Source organism: Pseudarthrobacter sp. rb, assembly GCF_056389225.1.
The window spans coordinates 37,855-63,286 of sequence record NZ_JBWJAR010000011.1 but is presented as its reverse complement, the minus strand read 5'-3'; the positions used below and the strand labels follow the sequence as shown (position 1 = coordinate 63,286).

Here is a 25,432-nt window from a genome sequence, read left to right as displayed (position 1 = left end):
CCGACAGATCGGAGAGTTGTCCCATGGCATCCCCGCACCCCATGACCAACAACCTTCCCCAGCTCACCCACCCGGACGGTTCCCCGATCCGCGCCCTGGTGGTGGATGACGAGCCCAGCCTGTCGGAACTGATGAGCATGGGCCTGCGCATGGCAGGCTGGTCCGTAGCCGTGGCCGGCGACGGGCCCACTGCCGTGAAGCTCGCCAAGGACTTCCACCCGGACGTCCTGGTGCTCGATGTCATGCTGCCAGGGTTCGACGGCGTGGAGCTGCTGGGCAGGATCCGCGCCTTCGCGCCGGAGGTGCCCGCGCTTTTCCTGACGGCCAAGGACGACGTCCAGGACCGCATCGCGGGGCTGGCCGCCGGCGGGGACGACTATGTCACCAAGCCCTTCAGCATGGAGGAAGTCCTGCTCCGCCTGCACCGCCTGGTCCAGCGTTCCGGGGTGGCTGCCATGGATACCGCCGAGCTGGTGGTGGGCGACCTGGTGCTCAACGTGGACACCCGGGAAGTCACCCGCGCCGGGGACGACGTCCAGCTGACGGCCACACAGTTCGAACTCCTCCGCTACCTGATGGAAAACCCAAAACGCGTGGTCAGCAAAGCCCAGATCCTTGACCACGTGTGGGATTACGATTTCGGTGGCCAGGCAAACATCGTGGAACTGTACATCTCCTACCTGCGCAAGAAGATCGAAGCGAACCATCCGCCGATGATCCATACCGTGCGCGGCGCGGGCTACGTCATCAAGCCCGCAGACTAGCCGAAGGAAACGCGTGTCTCTTTCCGGTGTCCCCCGGCCTGCCGGCCGCTCCTGGTTCAACCCCTCAACCTGGCACCTCCGCACCCGCTTGATCCTGCTCTCCATGGCCCTCCTGGTGGCAATTTCCAGTGCGATCGGCGTGGTCAGCTATGCCTCCATGGATGTGGTCCTCACCAACCAGCTGGACGCCCAGCTGAAGCTGGCATCCCGCGGCCGGCCGCCGGAAGGCAACCCCTCCGGCCGTCCCGACCCCCTCGACGCACGCGGACAAAGCGTGGGAACGCTGAATGCAAGGGTGGTGGGCGGACAGGTCAGCCGGGAAGCCGGCTTCCTCTCCTCGGACGCCACCCGCACAGCCCTGACCGCACGGGACGCGGCCACCCTGCAGGCGCTCCCCCACGACGGCATGCCGGTGGACCGCGAGCTGTCCAACGGCGACTACCGGCTGATGGCAACCGAAACCCCGTACGGCGATGTGGTGATCACCGGCCTGCCACTGGCAACGAAACAAAGCACCGAGGCCTCGCTGGTCCTGACGATGGTGCTGGTTTCGCTGGGCGGCCTGGTCCTGATCGGGTTGGCCGGCACTGCCCTGATCCGCCGGACCATGCGGCCGCTGGAACAGTTGTCCGACGTCGCCACCAAAGTGTCCAAGCTCCCCCTGGACGCCGGTGAGGTTGCGCTCGCTGTCCGGGTGCCGCCCTCTGCGGCGCATCCCACCACCGAGGTGGGCAGCGTGGGCCACGCCCTGAACCTGATGCTGGACAACGTCTCCAGTGCGCTGGAGGCACGCCAGCGGAGCGAGACGAAGGTGCGCCAGTTTGTTGCCGACGCGTCCCATGAACTTCGAACACCGCTGACCGCTATCCGCGGGTACACCGAGCTGATGCGCATGACTGAACCCTTGACCGAGGACGGCCAGAAGTCGCTGGGCCGTGTTCAAAGCCAGTCGGAGCGCATGACAGCGCTGGTGGAGGACCTGTTGCTGCTGGCACGGCTGGACGAGGGCAAGGCAACCGAAGCCACCGACGTGGACCTGACCCAACTGGTGGTGGAAACCGTCAGCGACGAAAAGGTCATGGCCCCGGACCACACGTGGCAGCTGCAGTTGCCCGACGAACCCGTCACGGTCCGCGGGGACACCACCCAGCTCCACCAGGTGCTGGCCAACCTGCTCTCCAACGCCCGGAAGCACACCCCGGCCGGCACAACCGTGACCACCGGCGTGATGCGCTCGGCCGACGGCAGCGTGGTGGTTACGGTTACCGACGACGGGCCCGGCATCCCGGCCGAATTCCAGGGCAGTATTTTCTCGCGCTTCACCCGGGCCGACGCCGCCCGTTCCGGCTCGGAAGGCTCCGGCTCCGAGGGTTCTTCGGGCCTCGGGCTGTCCATCGTCGAATCGATTGTCATGGCCCACGGCGGCACCGTGGAACTGGTATCACGGCCGGGCAGGACCGAGTTCGCGGTCCGGCTTCCGGCGGCCGGACCCGCGCAGCCCTGAAGCGCCACGACTTACACAGCCGCGTCACAGGTTGTGCCTAAAGCCTTCAAATCAGGCAGCGCCACTCTTGATGCATGACGCTCACCGACCACACTTCAGGAACCCTGCAGGACGCCGCGGTGGCGCCGCCGGGCCTTCCCTCCCCGGGACGTGCCGTACGGCGCGCGCCCGTGGACACCCGCACCGCAGTCCCCGTCCTTGATGTCACCATCCCCGTCTTCAACGAGGAGCGCGACCTTGAGGAATGCCTCCGCAGGCTCCACGGACACCTGCGCGACACCTTCCCGCACAGCTTCCGGATCACCGTGGCGGACAACGCAAGCACGGACGGCACCCTGAAGATCGCCGAACGGCTGGCCCGCGAGTTCCCGGAGGTCGCCGTGGTACACCTCGATGAGAAGGGTCGCGGGAACGCGCTGCGCAAGGTATGGCTCGCGTCCCCGTCGCCGGTCCTGGCCTACATGGACGTGGACCTTTCCACCGACCTGGCAGCCCTGCCCCCGTTGCTGGCACCCCTGATTTCCGGGCACTCCGACCTCGCAATCGGCACCCGGCTGACCCGCAACTCCCGGGTTGTCCGCGGACCCAAGCGGGAGTTCATCTCGCGCAGCTACAACCTGATGCTCCACTCGCTGATGGCTGCCCGGTTCAGTGACGCCCAGTGCGGATTCAAAGCAATCCGTGCCGACGTCGCGCAGCAGATCCTCCCCTACACCGTTGACAATTCCTGGTTCTTCGACACCGAGCTCCTGGTCCTGGCTGAGCGCTGCGGCCTGCGCGTCCACGAAGTTCCCGTGGACTGGGTCGACGATCCCGACTCCAGTGTGGACGTGGTCCGCACAGCGCTGGCCGACGTCCGTGGAATGGCCCGGCTCACCCGCGACCTGGTCTACGGGCGCATCCCGGTTCCGGAACTGCGCGCCGCCCTTGCCAGGGGCCCGCTCCCGGCGTCGTCCCGGGCTGGCGAACAGACCCGCGGCAGCAGCCTGTTCGGCCAGCTGGTCCGGTTCGCCGCCATCGGCGCCGCCTCAACGCTGGCCTACCTGCTGATCTTCCTGTTCTGCCGGGGCTTCATGGATCCGCAGCTGGCCAACTTCCTTGCCCTGCTGGTCACGGCCGTGGCCAATACCGGGGCCAACCGGCGCTTCACGTTCGGGATCCAGGGCGGAAACCCGGTCCGGCACCATTTTGAGGGGCTGATCGTGTTCGGCATCGGCCTGGTGCTCACCTCCGGGGCGCTCGCCCTGGTCCACCGGACCACGACGCCCGACCGGTGGATGGAAGTCCTCACCGTGGTGGCGGCGAACCTGGCTGCCACGGCAGTGCGGTTCCTGCTGTTCCGGCTCTGGGTCTTCCGGGGAGCCGGCACCAACAAGACAACCCACGCCACCACCTCCACAGAAACGGGTGCACCATGACCTCCACCATCTCACCGGCAGGCACCGGCTCAACTGCCACACCGCGGCCCGCAAACGCCGGCGGCCCGGCCTCTGCCGCGGGAGCTTCACAACCCGCCCCGCGCTGGGCGCGCTTCGCCTTCGGCAGCCAGCCGCGCTGGGTGCGCCCCTCGGCCGCCGCGCTCCTGGTGGCCACGGCGGTCCTGTACCTGTGGAACCTTGCCGCCACCGGCTACGGGAACTCGTTCTACGCCGCGGCCATCCAGGCGGGTACCAAGGACTGGACCGCGTTCCTCTTCGGATCGCTCGACGCCGGAAACGCCATCACGGTTGACAAGCCCCCGGCGGCACTGTGGATTCCAGCCCTGGCGGGCCGCATTTTCGGATTCTCGTCTCTCAGCATGCTGGTGCCCGAGGCACTCATGGGCGCGGCCGCCGTCGGCGTCCTCTACCTGGCGGTCAAGAGGGTCTCAGGACCGGCCGCAGGCCTGCTGGCCGGCGCCGCGCTGGCGCTGACGCCAGTGGCTGCGCTCATGTTCAAGTTCAACAACCCCGACGCCATGCTCACCCTGTGCCTGGTGCTGGCGGCATACTTCACCATCCGGGCCACCGAACGGGCGGGCTGGAAGTGGCTTGTTGCGGCTGGAGCCGTGATCGGCCTGGCTTTCCTCACCAAGATGCTGCAGGGCTTCCTGGTCGTTCCGGCGCTGGGACTGGCCTACCTGTGGGCAGCCCCCACCTCGATCGGTCGCCGGCTGGCGCACCTCATGGGCGCACTGGGAGGCATCATCGTGGTGGCCGGCAGCTACATCGCCCTCTTCCAGCTGACACCGGCTTCGGCCCGCCCGTACATGGCCGGCTCCACCACCAACAGCTTCCTGGAGCTGACCTTCGGCTACAACGGCCTGGCCCGCATCACCGGCTCGGGTGAAGGCATGCCCGGCGGCGGAGCGGGCGGTGCGGCCGGCGGTCCCGGCGGCGGTTTCGGCGGCGGCAACAGCGGATTCGGCGGGGCTGCTGGCCTGCTGCGGATGTTCGGGACGAGCTTTGGCGGCGAAGTGTCATGGCTGCTGCCCGCCGCCCTCGTCCTGCTGGCTGCCGGCCTCTGGTTCACCCGGCGGGAAGCCCGCACTTCGATGGGCCGCGCGTCGCTGATCCTGTGGGGCGGCTGGCTCCTGGTCACCGCGGGTGTGTTCAGTTTCATGAGCGGCATTGTCCACCCGTACTACTCTGTGGCGCTGGCACCGGCGATCGCGGCATTGGTGGGAACCGGCGCGGTGGAGCTCTGGCGCGGCCGGGCCTCCTGGCCGGCCAGGATTGTCCTGGCCGCAACCGTCCTGGGCACCTCCATCTGGTCGGCGGTCCTCCTGGGCCGCGACGCGTCCTGGCTCCCCTGGCTGCGCATCGTCGTCATCGTCCTTGGCGTCCTTGCAGCCGCGGGCCTCCTGCTCCGCGTTGACGGCCTTGGCACGGCCGGACGGTTCCGGCGCGCGGGCGCTGCCGCCGTCGTCGTCGTATCCCTCCTGGCCGGAGGAGTCGGGGCGGGTGCCTGGACCGTCGCCACCGCGGCGTCCGCCCATTCGGGTTCCATTCCGACGTCGGGGCCCGCAGGTTCGGCGGCAGGGGGCTTTGGGAACCGGGCAGCTGGTTTCCGCGGCGACCGCAGCGGCGGCACGGACGCCGCCACCGGAACCGACAGGTTTGACCCCACTAACGGGTTTGATCCCGCAGACGGAATGGGCGGCGCAGCCGACGGGGCCGGTGGTCCCGGCGGAGCGGGCGGGCCCGGTGAGGGAACGGCCGACGCCGCAGTGACCGCGTTGCTCTCCTCCACCACCACGAAGTGGTCCGCGATCGTCTCCGGCGCCAGCCAGGCAGCCAGCTTGGAACTTGCCACGAACACCAACGTCATCGCGCTCGGCGGGTGGAACGGCGGGGATCCGTACCCCACGCTCGCCCAGTTCCAGGACATGGTATCCAAGGGTGAGATCGGATATTACATCCAGGGCGGCGGCATGGGCGGCCGGGGCGGCAACTCGGAGGTGGCCGCCTGGGTGCAGGCCAACTTCCAGGCCCAGACCGTGGGCAATTCCACTCTCTACGACCTGACCAAGTAGCCCGCCATGGCCAGCCACTACCCCAGCTCCATGCCTTCAAGCCCAACAACCGGGTTCACGCGCCCCCTCCTGCCCCGTGCGTCGGGAGGGGGCGGGGCCGCCACGGCCCAGGGGACCCGGCCCGCCAGCCGGCATCGGGATCCCCTGGCCCGCCGGCGGCACCTGGAACTGGCAGCGCTGCTGGCGGGCGCGGCGGTTCTGTACCTCTGGAACCTCGGGGCGTCCGGCTGGGCCAACGCCTTCTACTCCGCTGCCGCCCAGGCCGGCTCACAGGACTGGACTGCCTGGTTCTTCGGTTCCTCTGACGCCGCCAACTCCATCACCGTGGACAAGCCGCCGGCCTCCCTGTGGGTCATGGGGTTGTCGGTCCGGCTCTTTGGGCTGAACCCGTGGAGCATCCTGGTTCCGCAAGCGCTGATGGGCGTTGCCGCCGTCTGGCTGCTCTACCTGTCCGTGCGCCGGACCGCGGCGCACGCCACCGGAGATGCCACCACCGCCCACCGGGCGGGTTTGCTGGGGGCCGCGGTGTTGGCCCTCACCCCGGTTGCCACACTGATGTTCCGGTTCAACAACCCGGATGCCCTGCTGGTGCTGCTCATGACGGCGGCCGCGTACGCGGTACTCCGCGCGGTCCAGGAGGACCGGCTGCGCTGGCTCCTGCTGGCCGGGGTGTTCCTGGGCTTTGGATTCCTGGCCAAGCAGCTGCAGGTCCTGCTGGTGGTTCCCGGTTTTGCCGTGGCCTACACGGTTGCGGGGCCGGGCAGGCTGGGCCGGCGCGTGCTGCGGCTGGCCGCGGCGGGGGCGGCGATGGTGGTTTCCGCGGGCTGGTGGCTCGTGGCCGTGCAGCTGACGCCGGCCAACATGCGGCCCTACATTGGCGGTTCGCAGGACAACTCCATCCTGGAGCTGACCCTTGGCTACAACGGACTGGGCCGGCTGACGGGCGACGAAACGGGCAGCGTGGGTGGCGGCAACGGCTGGGGCGTTCCCGGCCTGTTCCGGATGTTCAACAATGAGTTCGGTGGCCAGATCGCCTGGCTGCTGCCCTCCGCCCTGATCCTTGCGGCCGGCCTGCTGTGGGTCGGCCGGCGTGCATCGCGGACGGATCCGGTGCGGGCGTCCGTGCTGGTCTGGGGCTCCTGGGTGCTGGTGACCGGCCTGGTGTTCAGCTTCATGGCAGGCATCATCCACCCCTACTACGCGGTGGCGCTGGCGCCGGGCATCGCCGGGCTGACCGGCCTGGGTGCAGGTCTGCTGTGGCAGCGCAGGCAGCAGGCGGCCGCCGCAATCGGGCTCGCGGCTGCAGTGGCCGCGGCAGCCCTGACGGCGTTCTTCCTGCTGGGCACCACCTCGGCCTACGGTCCGTGGCTGCGGTGGGTGGTCCTTGCAGGCGGGCTGGCCGGGGCAGCAGGCGCGGGCTTCAGCCAGTTCCTGGGCATGCGTTCGGTGCAGCGGACGACGGCGGCGCTGGCCATCGCTGCAACGCTCGCCGGGCCGCTGGCCTTCTCCATCTCCACCGCGTCCACAGCGCACAGTGGGGCAATTGTCAGTGCCGGCCCCATTTCCGGATTCGGCGCAGGGCCAGGCGGTGCCCCCGCCGGCGTCCGGAACAGCCGGAACGGCTCCGGCGCGAACAGCACCGGCCCTACAGGTATTGCGGGGCGGGGCAACACAAACCCGGGCAGTACGGCACAGGGCAATACGGGGCAGGGCTTCCGGCAGCCGAATGCCCAGGGCGGCACGGGCTTCGCCGGCGGCCGCGGGGGTGGCGCGGGCGGCCTCCTGCGTGCGCCCACGCCGTCGGCTGATCTGGTCGCCGCGCTCAAGAGCAGCGCCTCGAGTTACACCTGGGCCGCGGCCGTGGTGGGCTCCAACAACGCCGCAGGTTACCAACTGGCAACGGAGCTGCCGGTCATGGCGGTGGGCGGCTTCAACGGTACCGACCCCTCCCCCACGTTGGCGCAGTTCCAGGACCTGGTAGACCTGGGAGAGATCCATTACTTCATCGGCGGCGGAGCCATGCGCTCCAACAGCGGTTCCGACGCTGCCAGCCGGATCGCGGAGTGGGTGGCAGCCAATTTCACGTCGCAGAGCATTGGCGGCACTACGGTTTACGAACTGACCGGCCACTGACGAGGACGCCCCGTCCCGGGCTGCATGATGGCTTGGCACGCGAGTGCCGGGGCTGCATGATGCCCGGCCGGGCAGGTCCCCACCCGGATACTCCCCGTCGCAGCCGGGCAACCCGACGCGCTGCCGCCCGTGACTTCCGTTACCTAAATGTGACTTTCACTTGATCTTCCTGTACCGTCGATTGGGTGCGGTCCCCGTTCGGGCCGCATATCCCGGGTTGACGCCAAGCTCTGCCGCTTCCCCGGATTTCCGATTGAGCAACGGCAGAGGCGGGGGACCCACCGTCCCGGGCAATGAACGCCCTTGGGGTTAAGCCAGTACGTGATTTTCCGTACGGCCGGATGCCCTCATCCGAACCCGACAGCTAACTCCGCAGGTGTGAGAGGCGATCAATCATGTTCAAAAACACGGCAGAAGCACGCCTGCATGCCAAGGCTAAACATAAGGCCACGCAGCAGGCAAAGAAAACCACCCTGGGCCGCCGGGCCGGAATCCTCGCAGCATCCTGCGCGGTGCTGGTTGGGGTCGGCGCAGCCGGCCAGGCCACCAGCAGCATGGCCCCGGTGTCATCAACCCAGGCAACCCAGGCAGCGTCCGATGCCCAGATGAGCATCGAGAAGAGTGAGATCCGTTCCAACCCGGCGGCGAGCCCCGCTCCCGCTGCAATCGCAGTGGCACCACAGGCGGCGGAGCCCGCTCCCGCGCCGGTCGCGCCGGCGCCTGCACCTGCACCTGCACCCGAGCCCGCCCCGGCTCCGGAGCCGGCACCCGCCGTCGCAATCAACGACCCCGCCGGCGCCCAGGCCTACGCCGCCAGCCAGTTGGCCACGTACGGATGGGGTCCGGACCAGATGCAGTGCCTCCAAACGCTGTGGACCAAGGAATCGGACTGGACCACTACGGCCACCAATCCCAGCAGCGGTGCGTACGGAATCGTCCAGTCCCTCCCTGCTGAGAAGATGGCCAGCTCCGGCGCCGACTACCTCACCAATTACCGCACGCAGATCAACTGGGGCCTGAACTACATCAAGCTCAGCTATGCCTCCCCGTGCGGTGCGCTCAACTTCCACCTGGCGCACAACTGGTACTAGCCACCGCTCCCCTGCGGCTTCGCGCCGAAGGACCACCTTCCGCGGAGCCTTCCCTGCATTGACCGCGGCCGACGGCGCGTGCCGGCTCCCCGCCGTCGTACGCCTTGGGCAGGGCCACAGCAGGGAATTGCAGCGTCATTTACGGCCCGCATCCATAGGGATGCGGGCCGTGGTGCTCTAACCAAGAGTGCCTTAACCTCAGGGTGCTTCAGCTGCAGTGCCTCATGGTGCGGTGCTTGGGGTTGCGGTGCTTGGGGTTGCGTCCGTCCCAGCGTTCCGCCACGGGATGTATTGGACGGACCACTTGTTTCCGTCCGGATCGGCGAAGTAGACAAAGTGGCCCCACGGCAGCACCTCGATGTCACTGACGTCCACACCGTTGTTCCTCAGGTGGTCGTGCGCTGCCTGGATGTCGTCCACCACCATCTGTAGCGTGGTTCCCGTGCCGGGTGGGGCGTCCAGGAGCCCCTCGCCCATGCAGATGGAGCAGGCCGACCCGGGCGGGGTCAACTGCAAAAAGCGGATGTCGTCCGAAGGCCGCTCGTCGTAGTCGGCGTTGAAGCCCACCTTGTTGACGTAGAAATCCTTGGCCCGGTCAACGTCGGACACGGGGACATAGACAAGTTCGAGTTTCCAGTCCATCCGCACAGGCTAGCGGCGGGGACGGCTTCAAAAAAGGGTGAAAACTACCCTGCGATGCCGTACAGGCGGTCGCCTGCATCGCCCAGGCCGGGAACAATGTAGGACTTCTCGTTGAGTTTCTCGTCGATGGAGGCCAGGACGATGTGCACGTTTGCGTCGCCCAGTTCCTCCTCCAGCTTGGCCAGGCCTTCGGGAGCGGCCAGCAGGCAGATGCAGGTGACGTCCGACGCGCCCCGCTTGAACAGGAACTTGATGGCCTCGCGCAACGTGCCGCCGGTGGCCAGCATGGGATCCAGGACGAACACCTGGCGGCCGGTCAGGTCCTCCGGCAGGCGCTCCGCGTAGGTGATGATGTCCAGCGTCTCCTCGTCCCGGGCCATGCCCAGGAAGCCCACCTCGGCGGTGGGAACCAGCTTGGTCATGCCCTCCAGCATGCCCAGCCCCGCGCGCAGGATGGGGACCACCAGCGGGGTGGGCTTGGTGAACGCCGTGCCGATGGTGGTGCTGACAGGCGTCTCGATGGTGACGGGCTCCGTGCGGACCTCCCGCGTGGCTTCGTAGGCCAGCAAGGTCACCAGCTCTTCCGTCAGCTGGCGGAAGACCGGCGACGGCGTGTTCTTGTCCCGCAGGACGGTGAGCTTGTGGGCGACCAGGGGGTGGTCAACAACGAGAGTACGCATCCCCCAAAACTATCATCCGGCGGTGTCCTTGTTGTGGCTGCCGCGGGCATGCTCCTTGCCGCCGTCGCCGTGGTGGTGCACTTCCTCGGCCACCACATCCCGGACGATCGGACGGTCGAACGACGGAGCCGCACCGGCGTGCTCCCGCCTGCGGACCAGGTGGAACAGCCTGTGCGCCAGGATCACCACGCCCACCCAGGTGAGGCCCAGCAGCCACCCGGCCATGACGTCCGTCAGCCAGTGGTGGCCAAGGAAGACGCGGCTCAGCCCCATGGCGATGATGAAGAGCGCGCCGGCCGTGATGGCGGTGACCCGTACCAGCATGGTGTTGAACTGGAGGCAGATGAGGTAGGCCACCAGGCTGATCACCACGGTGGTATTTAGGGTGTGGCCGCTTGGGAAGGACGGTGAATCCTCGTAAGGGGGCACCGCGTCCGCATGGTCCGGGCGGGTGCGGCCCACCAGTTTCTTGCCAAAGGTGGTGGCCATGATGGAGACCCCCGCCGCACCGCCGATCAGGACGAGCGGTCGCCAGTTCCGGCTGAGGAACGTCAGCCAGGCGGTGAGGATGCTGGCAAGGATGGGCATGCCGATGCCGCCGCCGATGTTGGTGAAGCCGGTAACGAACGCATCAAGTCCGGGGCTGCGCAGGCTCTCGGCCAGGGCCAGGGCCGGCTTGTCCAGGTTGGCCAGGCCGGCAGAATCCACCACGTTGTCGTACACCTCGGCGCCCAGCAATGCCAGGGACACGATGATGACGCCGCCCACAAGGATGGTGAGGACGAGCGCCGCGTAAGGTTTGAACCAGAGACCTAGCCGATCCCGAAGAGTGTCCATGGTGCCTCCCGGCATCCGTAAGTAACCTGAGTATCCCCGAAACTATCATTGAGCCATGCCGTTGCCCGAAAAGAAATATGATGCCTGGATGGGCCTTGCCCTGGCGGAAGCACGCAGGGCACTCGCCACGGAGGATGTTCCCATCGGCGCCGTGGTGATAGGGCCCGACGGCGGGGTGCTGGGTTCCGGCCGGAACCAGCGGGAGGAACTGGGCGATCCTACGGCCCATGCCGAGGTGGTGGCTATCCGCGAAGCGGCGGGGCGGCTGCAGGAACGGGCACGGCTCGACGGCGGCCGCGGCGACGGCTGGCGGTTGTCCGACTGCACGCTGGTGGTCACGCTGGAACCCTGCGCGATGTGTGCCGGAGCAATTGTCCTGGCCCGGATCCCGCGGGTGGTGTTCGGGGCCTGGGACGAGAAGGCCGGCGCCGCAGGCTCGGTGTTCGACGTCCTCCGCGAACGCCGGCTCAACCACTGGGTTGAGGTGTACCCGGGAGTCCGCGAGGATGAGTGCGCCTTGTTGCTGCGCGGGTTTTTCGCCGGGCACCGCGGAGCAGCCTCTAGTCCTGTTCCGCCAGCAGGGCCAGCACTCCCCTTGCCGTAGTACTCCAGTCCGGAAGGCGTGTCCGCGCCTCCAGCGCTGCCGCGCGCCAGCTTTCCCTGGTGTCCGGGTCCTGAAGCCAGTGGCGCAGGACGCCGGCCAGCAGGCCTGGGCTCTCCTGACCACCTTCCGGAAGTGGCAGAGCTGCCCCGGGAAGCCGGGGTCCGCCGTCGGCCGCTGTTAATCCCGCCAGCCCCAGCGCCTCAACCGCCCCTGTCCCTTCACGGACCAGGACCGGGATGCCGTGGGCCAGGGACTCGGTGACGGCCATGCCGAACGCCTCCTGCCGGGACACCAGGAGGCTGAGATCCGTCCGCGCCCATTCAGCTTCCAGCGCTTCGCCGGCGAGCTCACCGGTGCACCGCACCCGTTCCTGCAGCGCGTTCTCCGTGATGGCAGCCCGGACTTCCCGCGCGTAGTTGGGGTCTGCCTGGTCCGAGCCCACCAGGGACGCGGTCCAAGGAAGGTCCTGGACCAGGGCGAGTGCTTCCACAGCCAGCATCTGGTCCTTATTGGGCAGCAAGGCGGCGACCACTGCCAGGTGCGGAGGCGTGGAACCGCCGGCTTGGGCTGCGGGGTCGACTCCGGGCAGGGCGACGTGTGCCTGCGGAAGCCCTCTTTCGATCAGGACAGACGCCGCCCAGGTGCTGGTGCAGATCACACCCGCTGCTGCCCTGAGGGCCCTGGCCTCGTCTGCAAGGGCTGATGCGCCTGAACTTTCCGGCACCGGCATATGCACCAGCACCCATGTTTCCTGTCCCGTCCTGGCCGCGGCTTCCAGTTCAGCCGGGGCACCAACGGCCACCAGCCCGTCAACGATCGCCACTGGCCGCCCGGGACCCGCCACAGGTTCGCTTGTTTCGAGGAAGGCGCCCAGCCGGCGTTGTTCCCTGGCGCCGGCTTGCGGCCAGTCCCCCTCAACGCTGATCACGTCCACCGCGGCGCCAAGTTCCCGCAGCCCTTCAACCAGGCGGGCGTTGTAGACGTTGCCGCCTGAGCTGTGGCGGATGTTGCCGGGGACCAGCAGCCGGATGTGGCGCACGGTCAGGCGGTGAGGTCCAGGGAATAGGCGGCCCACGCGTCCGGATTCTCGCGCAGCGTGACGTCGAGGCCTGCGAGTTCGCGGCCGTCGTCGCTGTCCTTGATCCTGGCGGCCACTTCCTGGGCGATGTACTGGGCGAGCGCTTCCGTGGTGGTGAGCTTGCCTTCGAAATCCGGGTGCTCGTCGAGGTTGCGGTAGTTCAGGCCGGCCAGCACTTCCTCGATGATGGTTCCGGCGGCGCCGATGTCCAGGACGATCGCGTCATCGTTCAGGGCACGACGACGGAAGGTCACCTCGGCGACGAAGGTTGCCCCGTGGAGTCCCTGGGCCGGGCCGAACCCTTCACGGGGAAGACTGTGGGCGATCATGAAGTGGCGGCGGACTGTCAGGCTGAACATGGGTTACCTCAAGTTTTCGGAGTCGTGGGCGGCTGGGGTGGGTGCTTGGTTGGTGGCGGGGTACTCGACGACGTGGCACAGGGCTTCAAGGGTGCCGTCGGCCAGGCTTTGGACGACGCCGGGCAGGTCCTCGAACTTGGAAGAGCCGGTCAGGAATGCGTCGAAGACGGGATCCTTCAGCAGCGACACTGCCAGGTCCAGGCGGTCCGCATTGGTGCGGCGGTGGCGCCGCGCACGCGCCACCATGCCTACCTGGCTGGCCCTGATGGACAGCCGCCGTGCGTGGAAGTCCTCCCCCAGCGGGACAGTGACTTCCCGGTTGGCGTACCAGGACATCTCGATGACGTCGCCGTCATCGCCGACCAACTGCAGGCTGCGTTCGAGGCCTTCCTGCGAGGCCGAGCAATGGAACACGATGTCGCAGTCGGCCAGGGCGTCGTCGGGGTGTGCGAAGTCCACGCCCAGGGTGTCCGCGAGCCGCTTCCTGCCGGGATCGAGGTCCACCAGCTGAAGGCGTTGCAGCGGGAAAGTGCGCAGGAGCGTGGCCACCATGCCGCCCACCAGGCCTGCACCCACGACCGCAACCCTGTCCCCCAGCCGCGGCCCGGCTTCCCACAGGGCGTTGACTGCTGTTTCCACCGTTCCGGTAAGGACCGCACGCCGGGAGGGGACGTCGTCGGGAATCCTGGTCAAGGACTCCACCGGAACCACGTAGAGGTCCTGGTGCGGGTTCAGGCAAAAGACGCGCTGGCCTTTCCACCCCTCGGGCCCTTCCTCCACGATGCCGACAGACAGGTAGCCGAATTTCACCGGCCCGGGGAACTGGCCTTCCTGGTGCGGGGCCCGCATTTCCTCCGCGACCCGCGGCGGCACTGCCCCGGCGTGGACCACCATTTCGGTGCCCTTGCTGATGCCGGAGTAGAGGGCACGGACCAGCGCTTCACCGGGCCCCGGGGCCCGCACGTCCTCGGTTCTGAGCTCGCCGTGCTCCTTGGCAGTGGTCCAGTATGCGGTTGCGTGGATCGGAGTCTGTGAATTTGTCATCTTGCTGATGAATCTAACCGGACGCGCAGGGACGGGGAAAGTCCGACGGCGCGTGGCGGGGTTCATTGTTTCAAGAGACAAGGTGTTGGCGGAGCGCTTCTTCAAGGATGCTGCGCTGTTTGGCAAGGCTCAGCTCTCCAGGCACCAGCTCTTCGCCCGGCATGATTTGCCCACCTGGCATGCACCTTTCACCTTGCAGGAATCCCGAAGGCCAGCGTGGTGGGTCCCAGTCTTGGTGTTCGCTTTGGTAGTGGCGGCCGGTGGGTGAGGTCCAGCCGGGTGGTTCGTTCTTGGTGGCGGGTGTGGGTTTCCAGGCCGTGGTGTGGCGGAGTTTGTGGTGTTTCGGGCAGGGCTGTCCCAGGTTGCTGATTCCGGTGGTACCGCCCTTGGCCCAGGCGAGGATGTGGTCGGCATCGTTGTCCAAGGAATTGTTGCTGCACCCCGGGAACGGGCACTTCCCGTCCCGCATCCGCAACCACGCCCGCATGACCCCGGTGACCCTGTAGCTTGTCCGGCCGATTTCCAATGGTGCCCCATCCCGCGGGTCCACCAGCACCCGGTAGAACGACCCCGCACCGGAGGCCACCAGTTCCCGGGCCATTGACGGCGGGATGGGACCGTACCCATCCAGCATCGCCGCCTCATCCGTCAGGCCCATCAGGGAGAACACCGGGACCGTGACCAGCACCTGCGCCCGGATCGGCGACTGCACCCGGATCGCACCCGCACCGTCGCTGGAGCTGCCGCTGGTGCTGTCACTGCCGCGGGTGTCGCTGTCGTTTGGTGTGCCGTTGGTGAGGATCGCGTTGGCGAAGGTGTCCGCACGCAGTTGGGTCATGGTGCGGCATTCATCGGGTCCCTGCAGGGCCCGGGCGGACGCGGTGAGCCGGTTCCACCCGGCCTGGGCCTGGTCCGCGGGCAAGTAGGCGGACAGCCAGGCCATCCCGTCCTGGTCCGGCCGGAACTCCACCCGCCGGTCCACCACCCCTTTGGCGTGGCGTTGTTCGATGGACCCGGCCTGGTGGCGTTCCCGCCAGGTGCGGGCCTTAGCCTTGAACCGGTGCGCCGGAAGCTGCCCCACCGGGCACCCCCGCGCCGGGTCCGGTGCGTCCGGGTCCAGGAAATGGGCTTCCAACGCCGCCGCCCCCGCGGCATCCAAACACGCTGTCTCATCGGCCATCACCACCGCGTGCTGCCAGGAGATCACCCCGGCCTGCAAAGCCTCCAACGTCCGCGGCAACGTCGCCGTGACAGCGTGCGAGGTGGCCAGGAACGAACCCGCCGCCCGCGGCCCCAGCGCCAAAACGCACCCGATTTCCGCCGCGGCCGCCATCTCCTGCGCCTGCACCGGAACATCCGGGCCCGCAACAGCCGCGGCGCTCTCCGCATACCCAACGGCGGCCTTCGCCTTCAAACCTGCGATCCGGGCCTCCACGTCACGGGACCCGGCCAAAATCTCCAGGCAACCATCCGCCAAACCAGCCAACGGGTCCGCCGCAGAAAAAGGCACCGCACCGGCCCCCTCCACCACGGCATCAACCTCTGCATTCAGCACAGCAAGGGCAGCACGGATCTCCCCAAACGCCTTCACCACCGCCGATTTCCCCATAAACCCATCATGACAAGGGGGTCTGACAATCAATACCGGCCGCCGAAGCACTGGCTTGGCTTACGCACGTTTTGGGGATGCAGGCCTTGCTCCGGTACCCTATTGAGGTTGGTGACGTGTCCGAGCGGCCGAAGGTGCAACACTCGAAATGTTGTTTGGTGTAAAAGCCAACGTGGGTTCAAATCCCACCGTCACCGCCATGTAGAAAGGCCCTGCTTCCCTTGCAAAAGGGAAGCAGGGCCTTTCTTCATCCCGGGGAAAAGGTGCCTCCAAGTGACGCCAGGATGTGGACTACCCACCTGTTGGCAACGAAAGCCTCAGCGGGTGGGATCGATCATCGTCATGCCCGCAACATTGGCGGTATCAAGCCGGGGCAGCATTTCGGCAGCCTCCTCCAGACCAATCACGCGTTCGATCAACTTCTGCGGTTCGAGCGCTCCCGACTCAATCAAGGCGAGCATTCCGGGGTAGTCCGCCGCGGCCATCCCGTGGCTTCCAAAGACGTCCAGTTCCCACGCAATCACCCGCGCCATGGGCACACGGGGGTGGCCTTCCACCGGCGGCAGGAGACCGATCTGGACGTGCCGGCCCCGGCGGCGCAGGCTCAAGAGTGCGTCGGCGCACGTCTGCTCGCTGCCGACGGCGTCGACGGAGACATGGCTCCCTCCCGTGAGGGCCTGCACCTGCGCCGGAATGTCTGAACCGTCTGCAACCAGGACGTGGTCTGCGCCGAGGCGCGCAGCCACCTCAAGGGCGGCCGGGTTCCGGTCAACAGCGATCACTTTGCCGCCGAGTGCCTTGGCGATCATGACGGTGCTGAGCCCCACGCCGCCTGCCCCGATGACGGTAACCCATTCATCGGCATTAAGGTCCGCCCGGCCGGTCAGCGCACGGTAGGCAGTGGCGAACCGGCATCCCAGACTGGCGGCTGCCTCGAAGCTGACGCCCTCGGGAATGGCCACGAGATTGGTGTCCGCCGCATGGATCACGACCTGCCCGGCAAACGAACCCCAGTGGGTGAAGCCAGGCTGTTGCTGCTCCGGGCAAACCTGCGCGTTGCCGCCGAGGCACCACTGGCAGGTGCCGCAGCCCTCGACGAATGGTGCGGTAACCCGGTCGCCGGCCGTCCACTTCGTCACTCCCGGACCGACACTGGCAACGACTCCGGCGAACTCGTGGCCCGGGACGTGCGGCAGCGCTATGTCGTCATGTCCGGCCCAGGCATGCCAGTCGCTGCGGCAGAGCCCCGTGGCAACGACGCTGATGACGACGCCGCCCATCGGCACCTCAGGCTCTCCAACCTCCCGGACGGCGAGCGGGCCTGCTATCTGATCCAAGACAATCGCGCGCATATGACCTCCACATATCGACGTTATGCCGCGCACATGCTTGAGCGGCTCCGGCCGAGACATCTTCCCACGTGGCGCCGATGCGCTGAAAAACCTTCCCAAGAGGGTGCCCGGGCCGCTGCGTAATGCCTGGGACCGTCGTCGGGCCTGTTCCAAACCGCGCGTCCAAACGGCGCGGCGGTTAGAGAAGCCGCTGGTAGATGCGGTGATCCTGCCACTGGCCGGCGATCCGAAGGTAGGCGCGCGCCGTGCCGTAGGCCTCAAAACCATTCTTCTCGAGCACCCTCTGCGATGCCGCATTGCGCACCAGGGTGGCTGCTTCGAGGCGGTGGAGTCCGAGTCCATCTTTCGCGATGCCGACGGCCGCGGCCACCGCTGCTGTCATCAGCCCCCGGCCCTGGACAGACTGGGCGATCCAGTAGCCGACGTGGGCGTTTTGGAATGCGCCCCGGACGATCGAGCTGAGCGTCAGGAGTCCCAGAATGCCGTCCCCGCCAGTCAGCACCATGGAAAGCGCTGCGCCTGATTCAAGGTCAGTCTGCCTTCTCCTGATCACCTCGCGCTGGCCTTCGACGGTGTAGAACTCCTCCGCCCTGGCCGGTTCCCACGGGGCAAGGTGGGAACGGTTGGTCTGGAGCGCCTCAGCCAGCGGCCCTGCGTCGGCAGCCTGTACGGGACGGAGAATAATGCCGTCAGCGAGTTCACATGAGAGGTCCACTGCTTCAGGCTACACAGCCGGAAAAGCGCGCAGCCGGGGCCCACCGTTTGTCCCGGACCGGCACTTTGCCCTGGCCAGCAATGAGTCCCTGGCTGCCGCTGCACCTATTGTCGTCACCATCAGGCAGAATGGGCCTGAATTAGTCCAAGCTCTGGAATACAAGTCCTCAATGAGAATCCAGGACGGGAATGAACGAATTCTTTACTGCCTCTTTCGACAATGGCGTGCTGCGTTTGCAGTGGAGCCCGGAAGTCCTCATAACCTATGACATTGCCGTACGGGCGGCGCGGGTCCTGGAAGGCCTCAGCGGCGGCCGGATCCTGCCTCTTCTTGTTGACCTCGCGGGGGTTGCGGGATTGACGCCCGAGGCCAGGGCCGGCATGAATGCCTACCGGGGGTTCTCCGCCGTCGCCCTCATTGGGGATGGCCCGATGGGCAAGGTCGTGGCGGCGTTTTCCCGGCGGTCCCTGACTCCCACGGCATATTTCACCAACGCCCCCGATGCCCTGCTTTGGCTTTCGGAGCAGGGCAACCGGGCCGGCACGCCGGGCAAGGCGCTTCGCACTGAGCGCTGAGAGCGTAGCTGTCACTGCTGCGCCGACGGCGGCGGCTTCCTTTGTGCGTCCCTGCCGGCGCGTCTTTTGATCCCCAGCAGCATGGCACGATCCATGACGAGGTAGCCCGGCCGAAGGACGAAATCCATCAGGCGAAGACCCCACGGCCGTCCGGGGCCGGACCGGGTGCGGAGCAGCAGCCTGGTCCCCGCACCACCGGCATCCTGCAGGACAAACTGCCAGGTCCCGGTGACCGTCCCCGGCGGCGCACCAGGGCTCAAGTCCAGGACCAGATGGCGGCAGCTCTCGATATCCACCACACGCGGCCCACTGCGTCCGCCCGGATAACCTTCCGGCATGAAGGCAATAATGTCTCCCACCTGGAGGTCCTGCCACTCGGGGTGGATGCGGTCCGCATTGGTGACGCCCAAATGGAGCAGCCCGTTCTCCACCCAGGTGTAGGAATACAGGCCCGCACGGTCCACCCCCATCTGCAGGAGCCACGGCCAGACTTCCTCCCGCGGGGCATGGACGGTGACCGCCATGGTCTGCACTTCAGCCGGAGCGGGAATCAGTTCGTCGCCGGGAAGGGGCATCGATCTTTCCGGCTCCGTCGCTCCCCAGGTGCCCAAGGCCCGGGGCATGAGGCCATGCGTAATGAACCCGGCCGCGGCGGCAATGCCGAAAACCGCCGGCAACCAAGGGCGCAAACCACCAGGGCGCAAACCACCAGAGCGCGAGCCAGCCGAGCGCGAGCCAGCCGAGCGGAAACCAGCACTTGCCCGGTTCCCCCGCTGTGACGTTTTTACGGTAGCCAGGAAACCCGGCGTCAGGCTGGTCATGGCATCGCTCCTCCGGATTTGGATGCAAGGAGCGTATGGGCAGGCTTCCCCGGGACCCAGAGTCCAAAGCCCCCCGTACCGGCCCCTCAGCCCACAGTCCACGGCTGACCCGCACCCAGTGCTTGACGGTCCCGTCCCGCACGCGCTAGAAAGTAAGTAGCCTTATTATTTCTCGATCCTGCACAACAGTTCCGCAAAAGGAGGACATGCCATGAGTGACAAGCCGGGTAACCAGACACCGAATACGCCTGATGTGAGTGAGACCGAACTGCGCAACAAGAAGGTGGACGAACTCCGCCAGGATGCCAAGAAGGAGCACATCGCCGGCGCTTCGGGCATGCGCAAGGAAGAACTGGTGAAAGAGGTGGCCCAGGCCCGGCAGGGAGACGCGGATAACGGCCAAGGCCACAACAGCCGCTCCGGGGCAGACGACGCGGAAGACCTGGGAGCCGGCCCCGACGGCGGCAGGATCCGTCATGGCGACGACTCGTCCAAGTCGTTGAAGTACTCGCAGGAAATTACGTCCACCGAGGAGGAGCCCGAGCGCGAAGGACGCAGCCTCGCGACCACACACCATGAGGTCATCAGGCAGTGGGCGGAAGAACGCGGCGGCGTTCCGGCGACAGTTGACGGCACGGAACACGGGGACCACCTGGGCGTCCTGCGCATCGACTTCAGGGAGAAGGACGCGAACCTTCGCGAAGTCAGCTGGGAGGAGTGGTTCAAGACGTTTGACGACCGTGGGCTCAACTTCATCTACCAGGAACAGCGGTCAGATGGGAGACAGTCCAACTTCTTCCGGCTGGAGAACCCGGAGCGTGAAGACGCCTAGCGGGCACCCGGGCCTGACGCATGAAAGAGGCGCTACCGCTGCTGCGGTAACGCCTCTTTCAGTTGGTTCCTAAAGCCGGGTGTCGAAGGACCCGCAGAACACGTTGTCGTTGAACGTGCCCTGGAACTCCGATTTGCCCTGGATCTTTTCCACGGCTGCCCGGATGGCTTCCCGGGTGCCCGCATGGGCGTGGATCGCCGTCTTGACCATGGGCACGTCGATCAGGTGGTTCGGCTGGTTCAGGGAGACAAACACCGTGGGAACTTCCGTGACATACCACGGGATTTCCGCCGCCATCGGCGAGGACCACTTGATCCGGATGGCTGCCTCCTGCGCGAAGCCTTTGACGTTGGCGAAGACAAACGCAGCGTCGTACTTCTCCGCGTAGTCCCCCGTGGCTTCCTCCGAAATGATGGACATGAAGTTCACCCCGATCTCCCCCGCCGCCTCACGCTGCTCAGCGGTGCGGAACAGGTGCACTTCGAAACCCGCCGCTTCGAGTTCCTCCTTCACCACCTCCAGGTAAGCCAGCGGATCGGCACGGGTGAAGTCGGAGCCGCCGGAAATGCCGTACAAACGGATCCGGGGATGCGTCTGCGGGGTGATGGGCAGGTTGCCAGCAGTGTCCTTGACCAGCGTCACGGTCTTGTCCGCAATCCCGGCAGCCACGGAACGGTGCTCAGCGGATCCAATAACCGCAAGCGCCTCCGTAGGCGGTACCAGTTGGTCAGCGGGCTTCAGGTGCAGTCCCAGCGACGCCTTCAGCCCAAGGATCCGCCGCAGCGCATCGTGGAGCCGCTGCTCCGTGATGATCCCGGACTTGTAGCCTTCCAGCATGTACTGGAAGTCCTCGGCCGGGTTGCGGAAGAACAGGAACATGTCGCAGCCGGCAGCGATCGTGGCCGGAACCAGGTCCCTGCGCTTCCGCGCCTGAGTGAGTCCCACCATCTGTGACGCATCGGTGAGCACCAATCCGTTGAAGCCGAGTTCGCCGCGCAGCAGGTCCTGCAGCAGTTCCGGGGACAACGTGGCGGGAAGGATCTCAGCGTCAGAGAGGCCTGGCCGGAAATGCCGGGAAACCTCCGGGGCCCCGATGTGGCCCACCATGATGGACTGCACGCCGTGCGCGATCATCTCCCGGTACACGTGGCCGTACGTCCGGTTCCACTCCTCATAAGGGAGGGTGTTGTAGGACGTCACGACGTGCTGGTCGCGCTCGTCAATTCCGTCGCCTGGGAAGTGCTTCATGGCGCAGGCCGTGGGCGATTCACTGATGCCGTCGAAGTATTCCTTGGCGCGCTCCACCACGATTTCCGGAGTGTTCCCGAATGAGCGCGTGGAGATGACGGTGTTCCGCCAGTTGTAGTGGATGTCCACGATCGGCGCGAACGCCCAGTTGCATCCCAGGGCCGCCGTTTCGACTCCTGCCACCTGCCCCATCTGCCGGGCGATGGCCTTGTCCGGGTGCGAGCCTGCCTGCAGGTGCGTGGACACGAAGGTGCCGTCGTCGCAACTGCCGGCTCCGCCCATCTCCGGGTTGGATGCAATCAGTAAGGGAATCCGGGTTTTGGACTGTGCGTAGCGGATGTGTTCCTGCACGGCTATCGAGGGACCCGGGCGGTACCGCATGCCGCCGACATGGTAATTTTCCAGCACGCCGTCCAGATACCCGGGTGAGTAGTCGTTGTTGTGGTTGATGAAGAGCTGCCCGATCTTCTCCTCGAGCGTCATGGCACCCAGGGTGCCTTCCACCCAGGCGATGGCGTCGCCGTCGAGATTGAACGGGGCAGCCGCCAGGTCGACGTCGAACCGGCCCGGCGCGGTGCCATGGGCACCGTTGGCAGGACGTACGACGGCGGCAATCCCCTTGAGTGCCTGGGCCACCACGTCCGGGACGGGCGCGGCGATGTCCACCACCACGCCGGCTTCGTCCTCCTGCAGCGGTTCCAGAGTGGCGAGCTGGGAGTCCAGCAGCGTGGTGGGCATGAAGTGGCCCGACCTGCCTTCAAGGCGCTGCGCGAGGACCTCCTTGCTGCCGTTCAGATGCAGGAAGACCGTGTCCGGAGCCTGTGCCCTGATGGCATCCCGGTAGCTGCGGCGCAGGGCCGAGCAGGCCAGGACCAGTCCGCCCTCGCCCGCCTTGGCCAACTCCGCACCCACGGTTGCGAGCCAGGGCCAGCGGTCCTCGTCCGTCAGCGGGGTGCCGGCTGCCATCTTGGCCACGTTCTCCACAGGGTGGAGGGAGTCGCCGTCCAGGAACGGGACACCCAGTTCGCGGGCCACAAGGTCGCCGATGGTGGTCTTGCCGCAGCCGGAAACACCCATAACGATGATGCGGTGCTTTCTCATTGTTGGTGCCTCACCAGTCGTGGCCGTGCTCACCAGTCATGCACCGTGCCGTCGACGAGGCGGTTGTAGGGCAGGTAGGCCTGCTGGTACGGGTAGGCTGCGGCGGCTTCCTCGTTGAATTCGACGCCGATCCCGGGCTTGTCGCCCGGGTGCAGATAGCCGTCCACGAAAGTCATGGACTGCTCGAAGACCTCGTTGGTCTTATCCGAGTGCTGCATGTACTCCTGGATCCCGTAGTTATGGATCGCCAACCCCACGTGCAGCTGCGCCGCGAACCCCACCGGGGAAATGTCCGTCGGCCCGTGGAAGCCGGACTTGATCTGGTACTGCGCGGCGAAGTCCATCACCTTCTTCAACGGGGAAATCCCGCCAAAATGCGTGGACGCTGCCCGGACGTAATCGATCAACTGTTCCTTGATCAGCGTCTGGTAATCCCACACGGTATTGAAGATCTCCCCAATCGCCAACGGCGTGGTGGTGTGCTGCCGGACCAGGCGCAGACCCTCCTGGTTCTCCGCCGGGGTGCAGTCCTCCAACCAGAACAAGTCATACGGCTCCAACGCCTTGCCCAGCTTCGCGGCCTGGATCGGCGTCATCCGGTGGTGCCCGTCATGCAGCAACGGGATCTCCGGACCGAACTCGTTCCGGACCGCCTCGAACACGGTGGGCAGGTGCCGCAGGTACGCCCGGGTATCCCAGTCCTCCTCCACCGGAAACGCACCCCGCCCGGCCGGCTCATAGTCATACCGCTCCCCCGACGCCTGCGCCTGCGCCGCCACACCGTAAACAGCCTTGATGCCGGGGACGGCGGTCTGGATCCGGATCGACTTGTACCCCAGCTCCAAATGCTCCCGGACCGAATCAAACAACGACTCAATATCCGCCCCCGAAGCATGCCCGTACGCCCGCAACCCGTTCCGCGACGCACCACCGAGCAGCTGGTACACCGGCATCCCGGCGAGTTTGCCCTTGATGTCCCACAGCGCCATGTCCACCGCAGCGATGGCCGCCATGGTCACCGGGCCCCGCCGCCAGTACGAGGACCGGTACAGGAACTGCCAGGTGTCCTCGATCCGGTGCGGGTCCTTCCCGATCAGCAGCTGTGCGACGTGCTCCTTCAGATACGCGGCGACCGCGAGCTCGCGGCCGTTGAGGGTGGCGTCACCAATGCCGGTCACACCGTCCTCGGTGGTGATCCGGAGGGTAACAAAGTTGCGCGACGGGCTGGTCACGAAGACGTCGGCGGCAATGATTTTCACTGCTGGTCCTTTCGAAGACGGGCGGGTTGCCGGGGTGGTGGAGCGGGGGGAGCTTCAGTGTTTGTTGGAGCTCAGCGGTGGTTGCTGTGGATGGCCGTCCTGCTGCCTGTTGACGCAGAGACAGCCTGGCGGGCCTTGATCTCCGCAACGATTTCCGCGTGTGCCGTATCGGTGAGCTTGTAGAAGCGCATGATGGCCATGCCCAGGACGCAGAGAACCAGCGGCACCAGTCCGGCGGCAAGCTGCAGGCCCTGGATGGTTGCCTCACTTTGGCCCGTGTCGGAGCGGATGTATCCCGCGCTGGCGATGGCGTACGCCATCACTGCACCGCCCAGCGCCTGCCCCATCTTTCGGGTGAACGAGAAGAGGGAGTAGATGATGCCTTCGGTCCGGACCCCGGTACGTGCTTCGCCGTATTCCACGGTGTCCGCTTCGAGGGCCCACACAACGATGTTCATCATCTGGACGCCCAGGAGGCTGACGACGAGGCCGGTGAAGGCGAGGTAGGTCAGTGAATGCGGGGTGAGCATGATTATCAGGGAGCCAATGACCACCAGGGTGCCGGCTGCCAGGTACAGGGCCTTCTTGCCCCAACGGCGGACCATGGCCGGCGTGAGGACGATGACGATGACGGCAAGGACCACGTTGATGATGGCCATGGGCTGGGCGAGGCTGACATTCTGCAGCACATCGCGCAGGTAGTAGACCTGGATGGTGGACAGGCCCGTGCTGGCAGTGAGCATCAGGAGTGAGGACATGCAGAGCATCAGCAGCGGGCGGTTCCCCTTGAGGGTGGCCAGGGACTGCTTGAACGTCACTTTGGGGACCTCGCGGTGGACCACTTCCTTGGTGGTGAACACCGTCATCAGGTAGAGCGCCATGCCGGCCACCACGAAACTGATAGTCAGCGTGGTGAACAGTGGCTGCAGCTGGGCAGCGCCCTGCTTGGTGAGGGGCGTGATGAAGAAGAGAAGGCCCGAACCGACAATGAGCGAACCGCAGGAGCGGGCAGCACCCAGCTTGGCGCGCTCGGCCGGCTGCTGCGTCATGGCACCGGCCAGGGAGCCGTAGGGGATGTTGACCATGGAATATGCCAGGCCCAGGCCTGCGTAGGTGAGGTACGCGTAGGCAAGCTTTCCGTCATGGCTCCAGTCAGCGGGCACCGAGAAGGTCAGGGCACTCATGATCAGCAGGGGAAGGCCACCGAAGAGGATGAAGGGGCGGAACTTGCCCAGCTTTTTGTGGAACGTGCGGTCTACGATCCGGCCGGCGAAGATGTCGGCAAAGGCATCGAAGAAACGCACCAGGAGGAAGAGTGTGCCGGCCGCAGCGGCTGAAATACCTGCCACGTCCGTGTAGTAGAGCAGGAGGTACGTGGTGGAAAGGGTGAACGCAAGATTGTTTGCCAGATCCCCGGCGCCATAGCCAAGGATGCTGAGTTTGGACAGCTTGTTCATTCTGGGCTCCTTTACCCGAGGCCGGCGGACAAAGGCCGGCAGAACTTCAGTAAGTCTGGTTGTAATCCTAATCACTTGGCAATGTTTTGGCAAGCGGTTGCCAAAATTCTGCAACGCAGAAAAATGTGTACAAAGCCCTAAACGGAAACTGCCCGGCCAACATGGCTGTTGGGTCCGGGCAGTGCAGGCGGCCAGGCCGCCGGGGAGAGCCGC

General features: G+C 66.4%; 22 protein-coding genes, 1 tRNA gene and 1 riboswitch. Of the genes, 10 read left to right on the top strand and 13 right to left on the bottom strand.

Annotated elements, in window-relative coordinates; genetic code table 11:
* The first annotated feature begins 23 nt into the window (after nucleotides 1-23).
* From ACWRN3_RS15095 to ACWRN3_RS15070, 6 genes are all read left to right on the top strand, one after another.
* Entirely contained in the window at nucleotides 24-764 is a 741-nt protein-coding gene (locus tag ACWRN3_RS15095; protein ID WP_255174417.1) for a response regulator transcription factor, read from the top strand.
* Between the two features lie 13 nt (nucleotides 765-777).
* The gene (locus tag ACWRN3_RS15090; protein ID WP_476741169.1) at nucleotides 778-2,268 is read left to right on the top strand and encodes a sensor histidine kinase; all 1,491 of its coding nucleotides are present in this window, start codon (nucleotides 778-780) and stop codon (nucleotides 2,266-2,268) included.
* A gap of 74 nt (nucleotides 2,269-2,342) precedes the next feature.
* Nucleotides 2,343-3,686, top strand: coding sequence for a bifunctional glycosyltransferase family 2/GtrA family protein (locus ACWRN3_RS15085; protein WP_324644094.1), 1,344 nt, complete (start codon nucleotides 2,343-2,345; stop codon nucleotides 3,684-3,686).
* Entirely contained in the window at nucleotides 3,683-5,782 is a 2,100-nt protein-coding gene (locus tag ACWRN3_RS15080) for a glycosyltransferase family 39 protein (protein WP_476741168.1), read from the top strand. The genes ACWRN3_RS15085 and ACWRN3_RS15080 overlap by 4 nt, the downstream gene beginning before the upstream one ends.
* Nucleotides 5,783-5,788: 6 nt before the next feature.
* On the top strand, nucleotides 5,789-7,915 hold the full coding sequence (locus tag ACWRN3_RS15075; protein WP_476741167.1) for an ArnT family glycosyltransferase: 2,127 nt from the start codon (nucleotides 5,789-5,791) through the stop codon (nucleotides 7,913-7,915).
* 229 nt (nucleotides 7,916-8,144) lie between these two features.
* Nucleotides 8,145-8,305, top strand: a riboswitch (cyclic di-AMP (ydaO/yuaA leader).
* A gap of 5 nt (nucleotides 8,306-8,310) precedes the next feature.
* Nucleotides 8,311-9,006, top strand: coding sequence for an aggregation-promoting factor C-terminal-like domain-containing protein (locus ACWRN3_RS15070; protein ID WP_476741166.1), 696 nt, complete (start codon nucleotides 8,311-8,313; stop codon nucleotides 9,004-9,006).
* Nucleotides 9,007-9,228: 222 nt separating this feature from the next.
* Here the strand turns inward: ACWRN3_RS15070 and ACWRN3_RS15065 are convergent, their stop codons facing one another.
* Genes ACWRN3_RS15065 through ACWRN3_RS15055 form a run of 3 tightly spaced genes read right to left on the bottom strand, consistent with a single transcriptional unit; the run spans nucleotide 9,229 to nucleotide 11,165 of the window.
* The gene (locus ACWRN3_RS15065) at nucleotides 9,229-9,648 is read right to left on the bottom strand and encodes a glyoxalase superfamily protein (protein ID WP_476741165.1); all 420 of its coding nucleotides are present in this window, start codon (nucleotides 9,646-9,648) and stop codon (nucleotides 9,229-9,231) included.
* A gap of 44 nt (nucleotides 9,649-9,692) precedes the next feature.
* Entirely contained in the window at nucleotides 9,693-10,328 is a 636-nt protein-coding gene (upp, locus tag ACWRN3_RS15060; protein WP_141158139.1) for a uracil phosphoribosyltransferase, read from the bottom strand.
* Between the two features lie 12 nt (nucleotides 10,329-10,340).
* Nucleotides 10,341-11,165 carry a phosphatase PAP2 family protein gene (locus tag ACWRN3_RS15055; RefSeq protein ID WP_255174411.1) on the bottom strand — a complete coding sequence of 275 codons (825 nt, stop codon included), beginning with the start codon at nucleotides 11,163-11,165 and terminating at the stop codon, nucleotides 10,341-10,343.
* 55 nt (nucleotides 11,166-11,220) lie between these two features.
* Between ACWRN3_RS15055 and ACWRN3_RS15050 the strand changes: the two genes are divergently transcribed.
* Nucleotides 11,221-11,769, top strand: coding sequence for a nucleoside deaminase (locus ACWRN3_RS15050; RefSeq protein ID WP_255174410.1), 549 nt, complete (start codon nucleotides 11,221-11,223; stop codon nucleotides 11,767-11,769).
* On the opposite strand, the gene ACWRN3_RS15045 is transcribed toward ACWRN3_RS15050, so the two are convergent.
* The 4 genes from ACWRN3_RS15045 to ACWRN3_RS15030 all read right to left on the bottom strand — a co-directional run bounded on the left by ACWRN3_RS15045 (nucleotide 11,726) and on the right by ACWRN3_RS15030 (nucleotide 15,859).
* On the bottom strand, nucleotides 11,726-12,808 hold the full coding sequence (locus ACWRN3_RS15045) for a glycosyltransferase family 4 protein (RefSeq protein WP_476741164.1): 1,083 nt from the start codon (nucleotides 12,806-12,808) through the stop codon (nucleotides 11,726-11,728). The genes ACWRN3_RS15050 and ACWRN3_RS15045 overlap by 44 nt on opposite strands.
* A gap of 2 nt (nucleotides 12,809-12,810) precedes the next feature.
* Nucleotides 12,811-13,206: a 6-pyruvoyl trahydropterin synthase family protein gene (locus tag ACWRN3_RS15040; RefSeq protein WP_476741163.1), complete on the bottom strand. Its 396-nt coding sequence runs from the start codon at nucleotides 13,204-13,206 to the stop codon at nucleotides 12,811-12,813.
* Between the two features lie 3 nt (nucleotides 13,207-13,209).
* Nucleotides 13,210-14,250, bottom strand: coding sequence for a zinc-dependent alcohol dehydrogenase (locus ACWRN3_RS15035; protein WP_476741162.1), 1,041 nt, complete (start codon nucleotides 14,248-14,250; stop codon nucleotides 13,210-13,212).
* A gap of 70 nt (nucleotides 14,251-14,320) precedes the next feature.
* Nucleotides 14,321-15,859, bottom strand: a complete 1,539-nt coding sequence (locus ACWRN3_RS15030; RefSeq protein ID WP_476741161.1) for an HNH endonuclease signature motif containing protein — start codon at nucleotides 15,857-15,859, stop codon at nucleotides 14,321-14,323.
* Between the two features lie 110 nt (nucleotides 15,860-15,969).
* On the opposite strand from ACWRN3_RS15030, the gene ACWRN3_RS15025 reads away from it, so the two are divergent.
* A tRNA-Ser gene (locus ACWRN3_RS15025) sits at nucleotides 15,970-16,059 on the top strand.
* A gap of 117 nt (nucleotides 16,060-16,176) precedes the next feature.
* Here the strand turns inward: ACWRN3_RS15025 and ACWRN3_RS15020 are convergent.
* Nucleotides 16,177-17,211: a zinc-dependent alcohol dehydrogenase family protein gene (locus ACWRN3_RS15020; protein WP_324644083.1), complete on the bottom strand. Its 1,035-nt coding sequence runs from the start codon at nucleotides 17,209-17,211 to the stop codon at nucleotides 16,177-16,179.
* 178 nt (nucleotides 17,212-17,389) lie between these two features.
* Nucleotides 17,390-17,926 carry a GNAT family N-acetyltransferase gene (locus ACWRN3_RS15015; RefSeq protein ID WP_324644082.1) on the bottom strand — a complete coding sequence of 179 codons (537 nt, stop codon included), beginning with the start codon at nucleotides 17,924-17,926 and terminating at the stop codon, nucleotides 17,390-17,392.
* A gap of 188 nt (nucleotides 17,927-18,114) precedes the next feature.
* Here ACWRN3_RS15015 and ACWRN3_RS15010 point away from each other — a divergent pair, with 188 nt between their 5' ends.
* Nucleotides 18,115-18,501, top strand: coding sequence for a DUF7793 family protein (locus ACWRN3_RS15010; RefSeq protein ID WP_476741160.1), 387 nt, complete (start codon nucleotides 18,115-18,117; stop codon nucleotides 18,499-18,501).
* Between the two features lie 11 nt (nucleotides 18,502-18,512).
* Here the strand turns inward: ACWRN3_RS15010 and ACWRN3_RS15005 are convergent, their stop codons facing one another.
* Nucleotides 18,513-19,076: an SRPBCC family protein gene (locus ACWRN3_RS15005; RefSeq protein WP_476741159.1), complete on the bottom strand. Its 564-nt coding sequence runs from the start codon at nucleotides 19,074-19,076 to the stop codon at nucleotides 18,513-18,515.
* A gap of 457 nt (nucleotides 19,077-19,533) precedes the next feature.
* On the opposite strand from ACWRN3_RS15005, the gene ACWRN3_RS15000 reads away from it, so the two are divergent.
* Nucleotides 19,534-20,154 (top strand): Rho termination factor N-terminal domain-containing protein, encoded by a 621-nt coding sequence (locus ACWRN3_RS15000; protein WP_476741158.1) that lies wholly within the window; start codon nucleotides 19,534-19,536, stop codon nucleotides 20,152-20,154.
* Nucleotides 20,155-20,223: 69 nt separating this feature from the next.
* Here the strand turns inward: ACWRN3_RS15000 and ACWRN3_RS14995 are convergent, their stop codons facing one another.
* From ACWRN3_RS14995 to uidB, 3 genes are all read right to left on the bottom strand, one after another.
* Nucleotides 20,224-22,503, bottom strand: coding sequence for a gluconokinase, GntK/IdnK-type (locus ACWRN3_RS14995; RefSeq protein WP_476741157.1), 2,280 nt, complete (start codon nucleotides 22,501-22,503; stop codon nucleotides 20,224-20,226).
* 29 nt (nucleotides 22,504-22,532) lie between these two features.
* Nucleotides 22,533-23,762 carry a D-mannonate dehydratase ManD gene (gene manD / locus ACWRN3_RS14990; protein ID WP_255174400.1) on the bottom strand — a complete coding sequence of 410 codons (1,230 nt, stop codon included), beginning with the start codon at nucleotides 23,760-23,762 and terminating at the stop codon, nucleotides 22,533-22,535.
* A gap of 71 nt (nucleotides 23,763-23,833) precedes the next feature.
* The gene (uidB, locus tag ACWRN3_RS14985; protein ID WP_476741156.1) at nucleotides 23,834-25,219 is read right to left on the bottom strand and encodes a glucuronide transporter; all 1,386 of its coding nucleotides are present in this window, start codon (nucleotides 25,217-25,219) and stop codon (nucleotides 23,834-23,836) included.
* Nucleotides 25,220-25,432 lie beyond the last annotated feature (213 nt).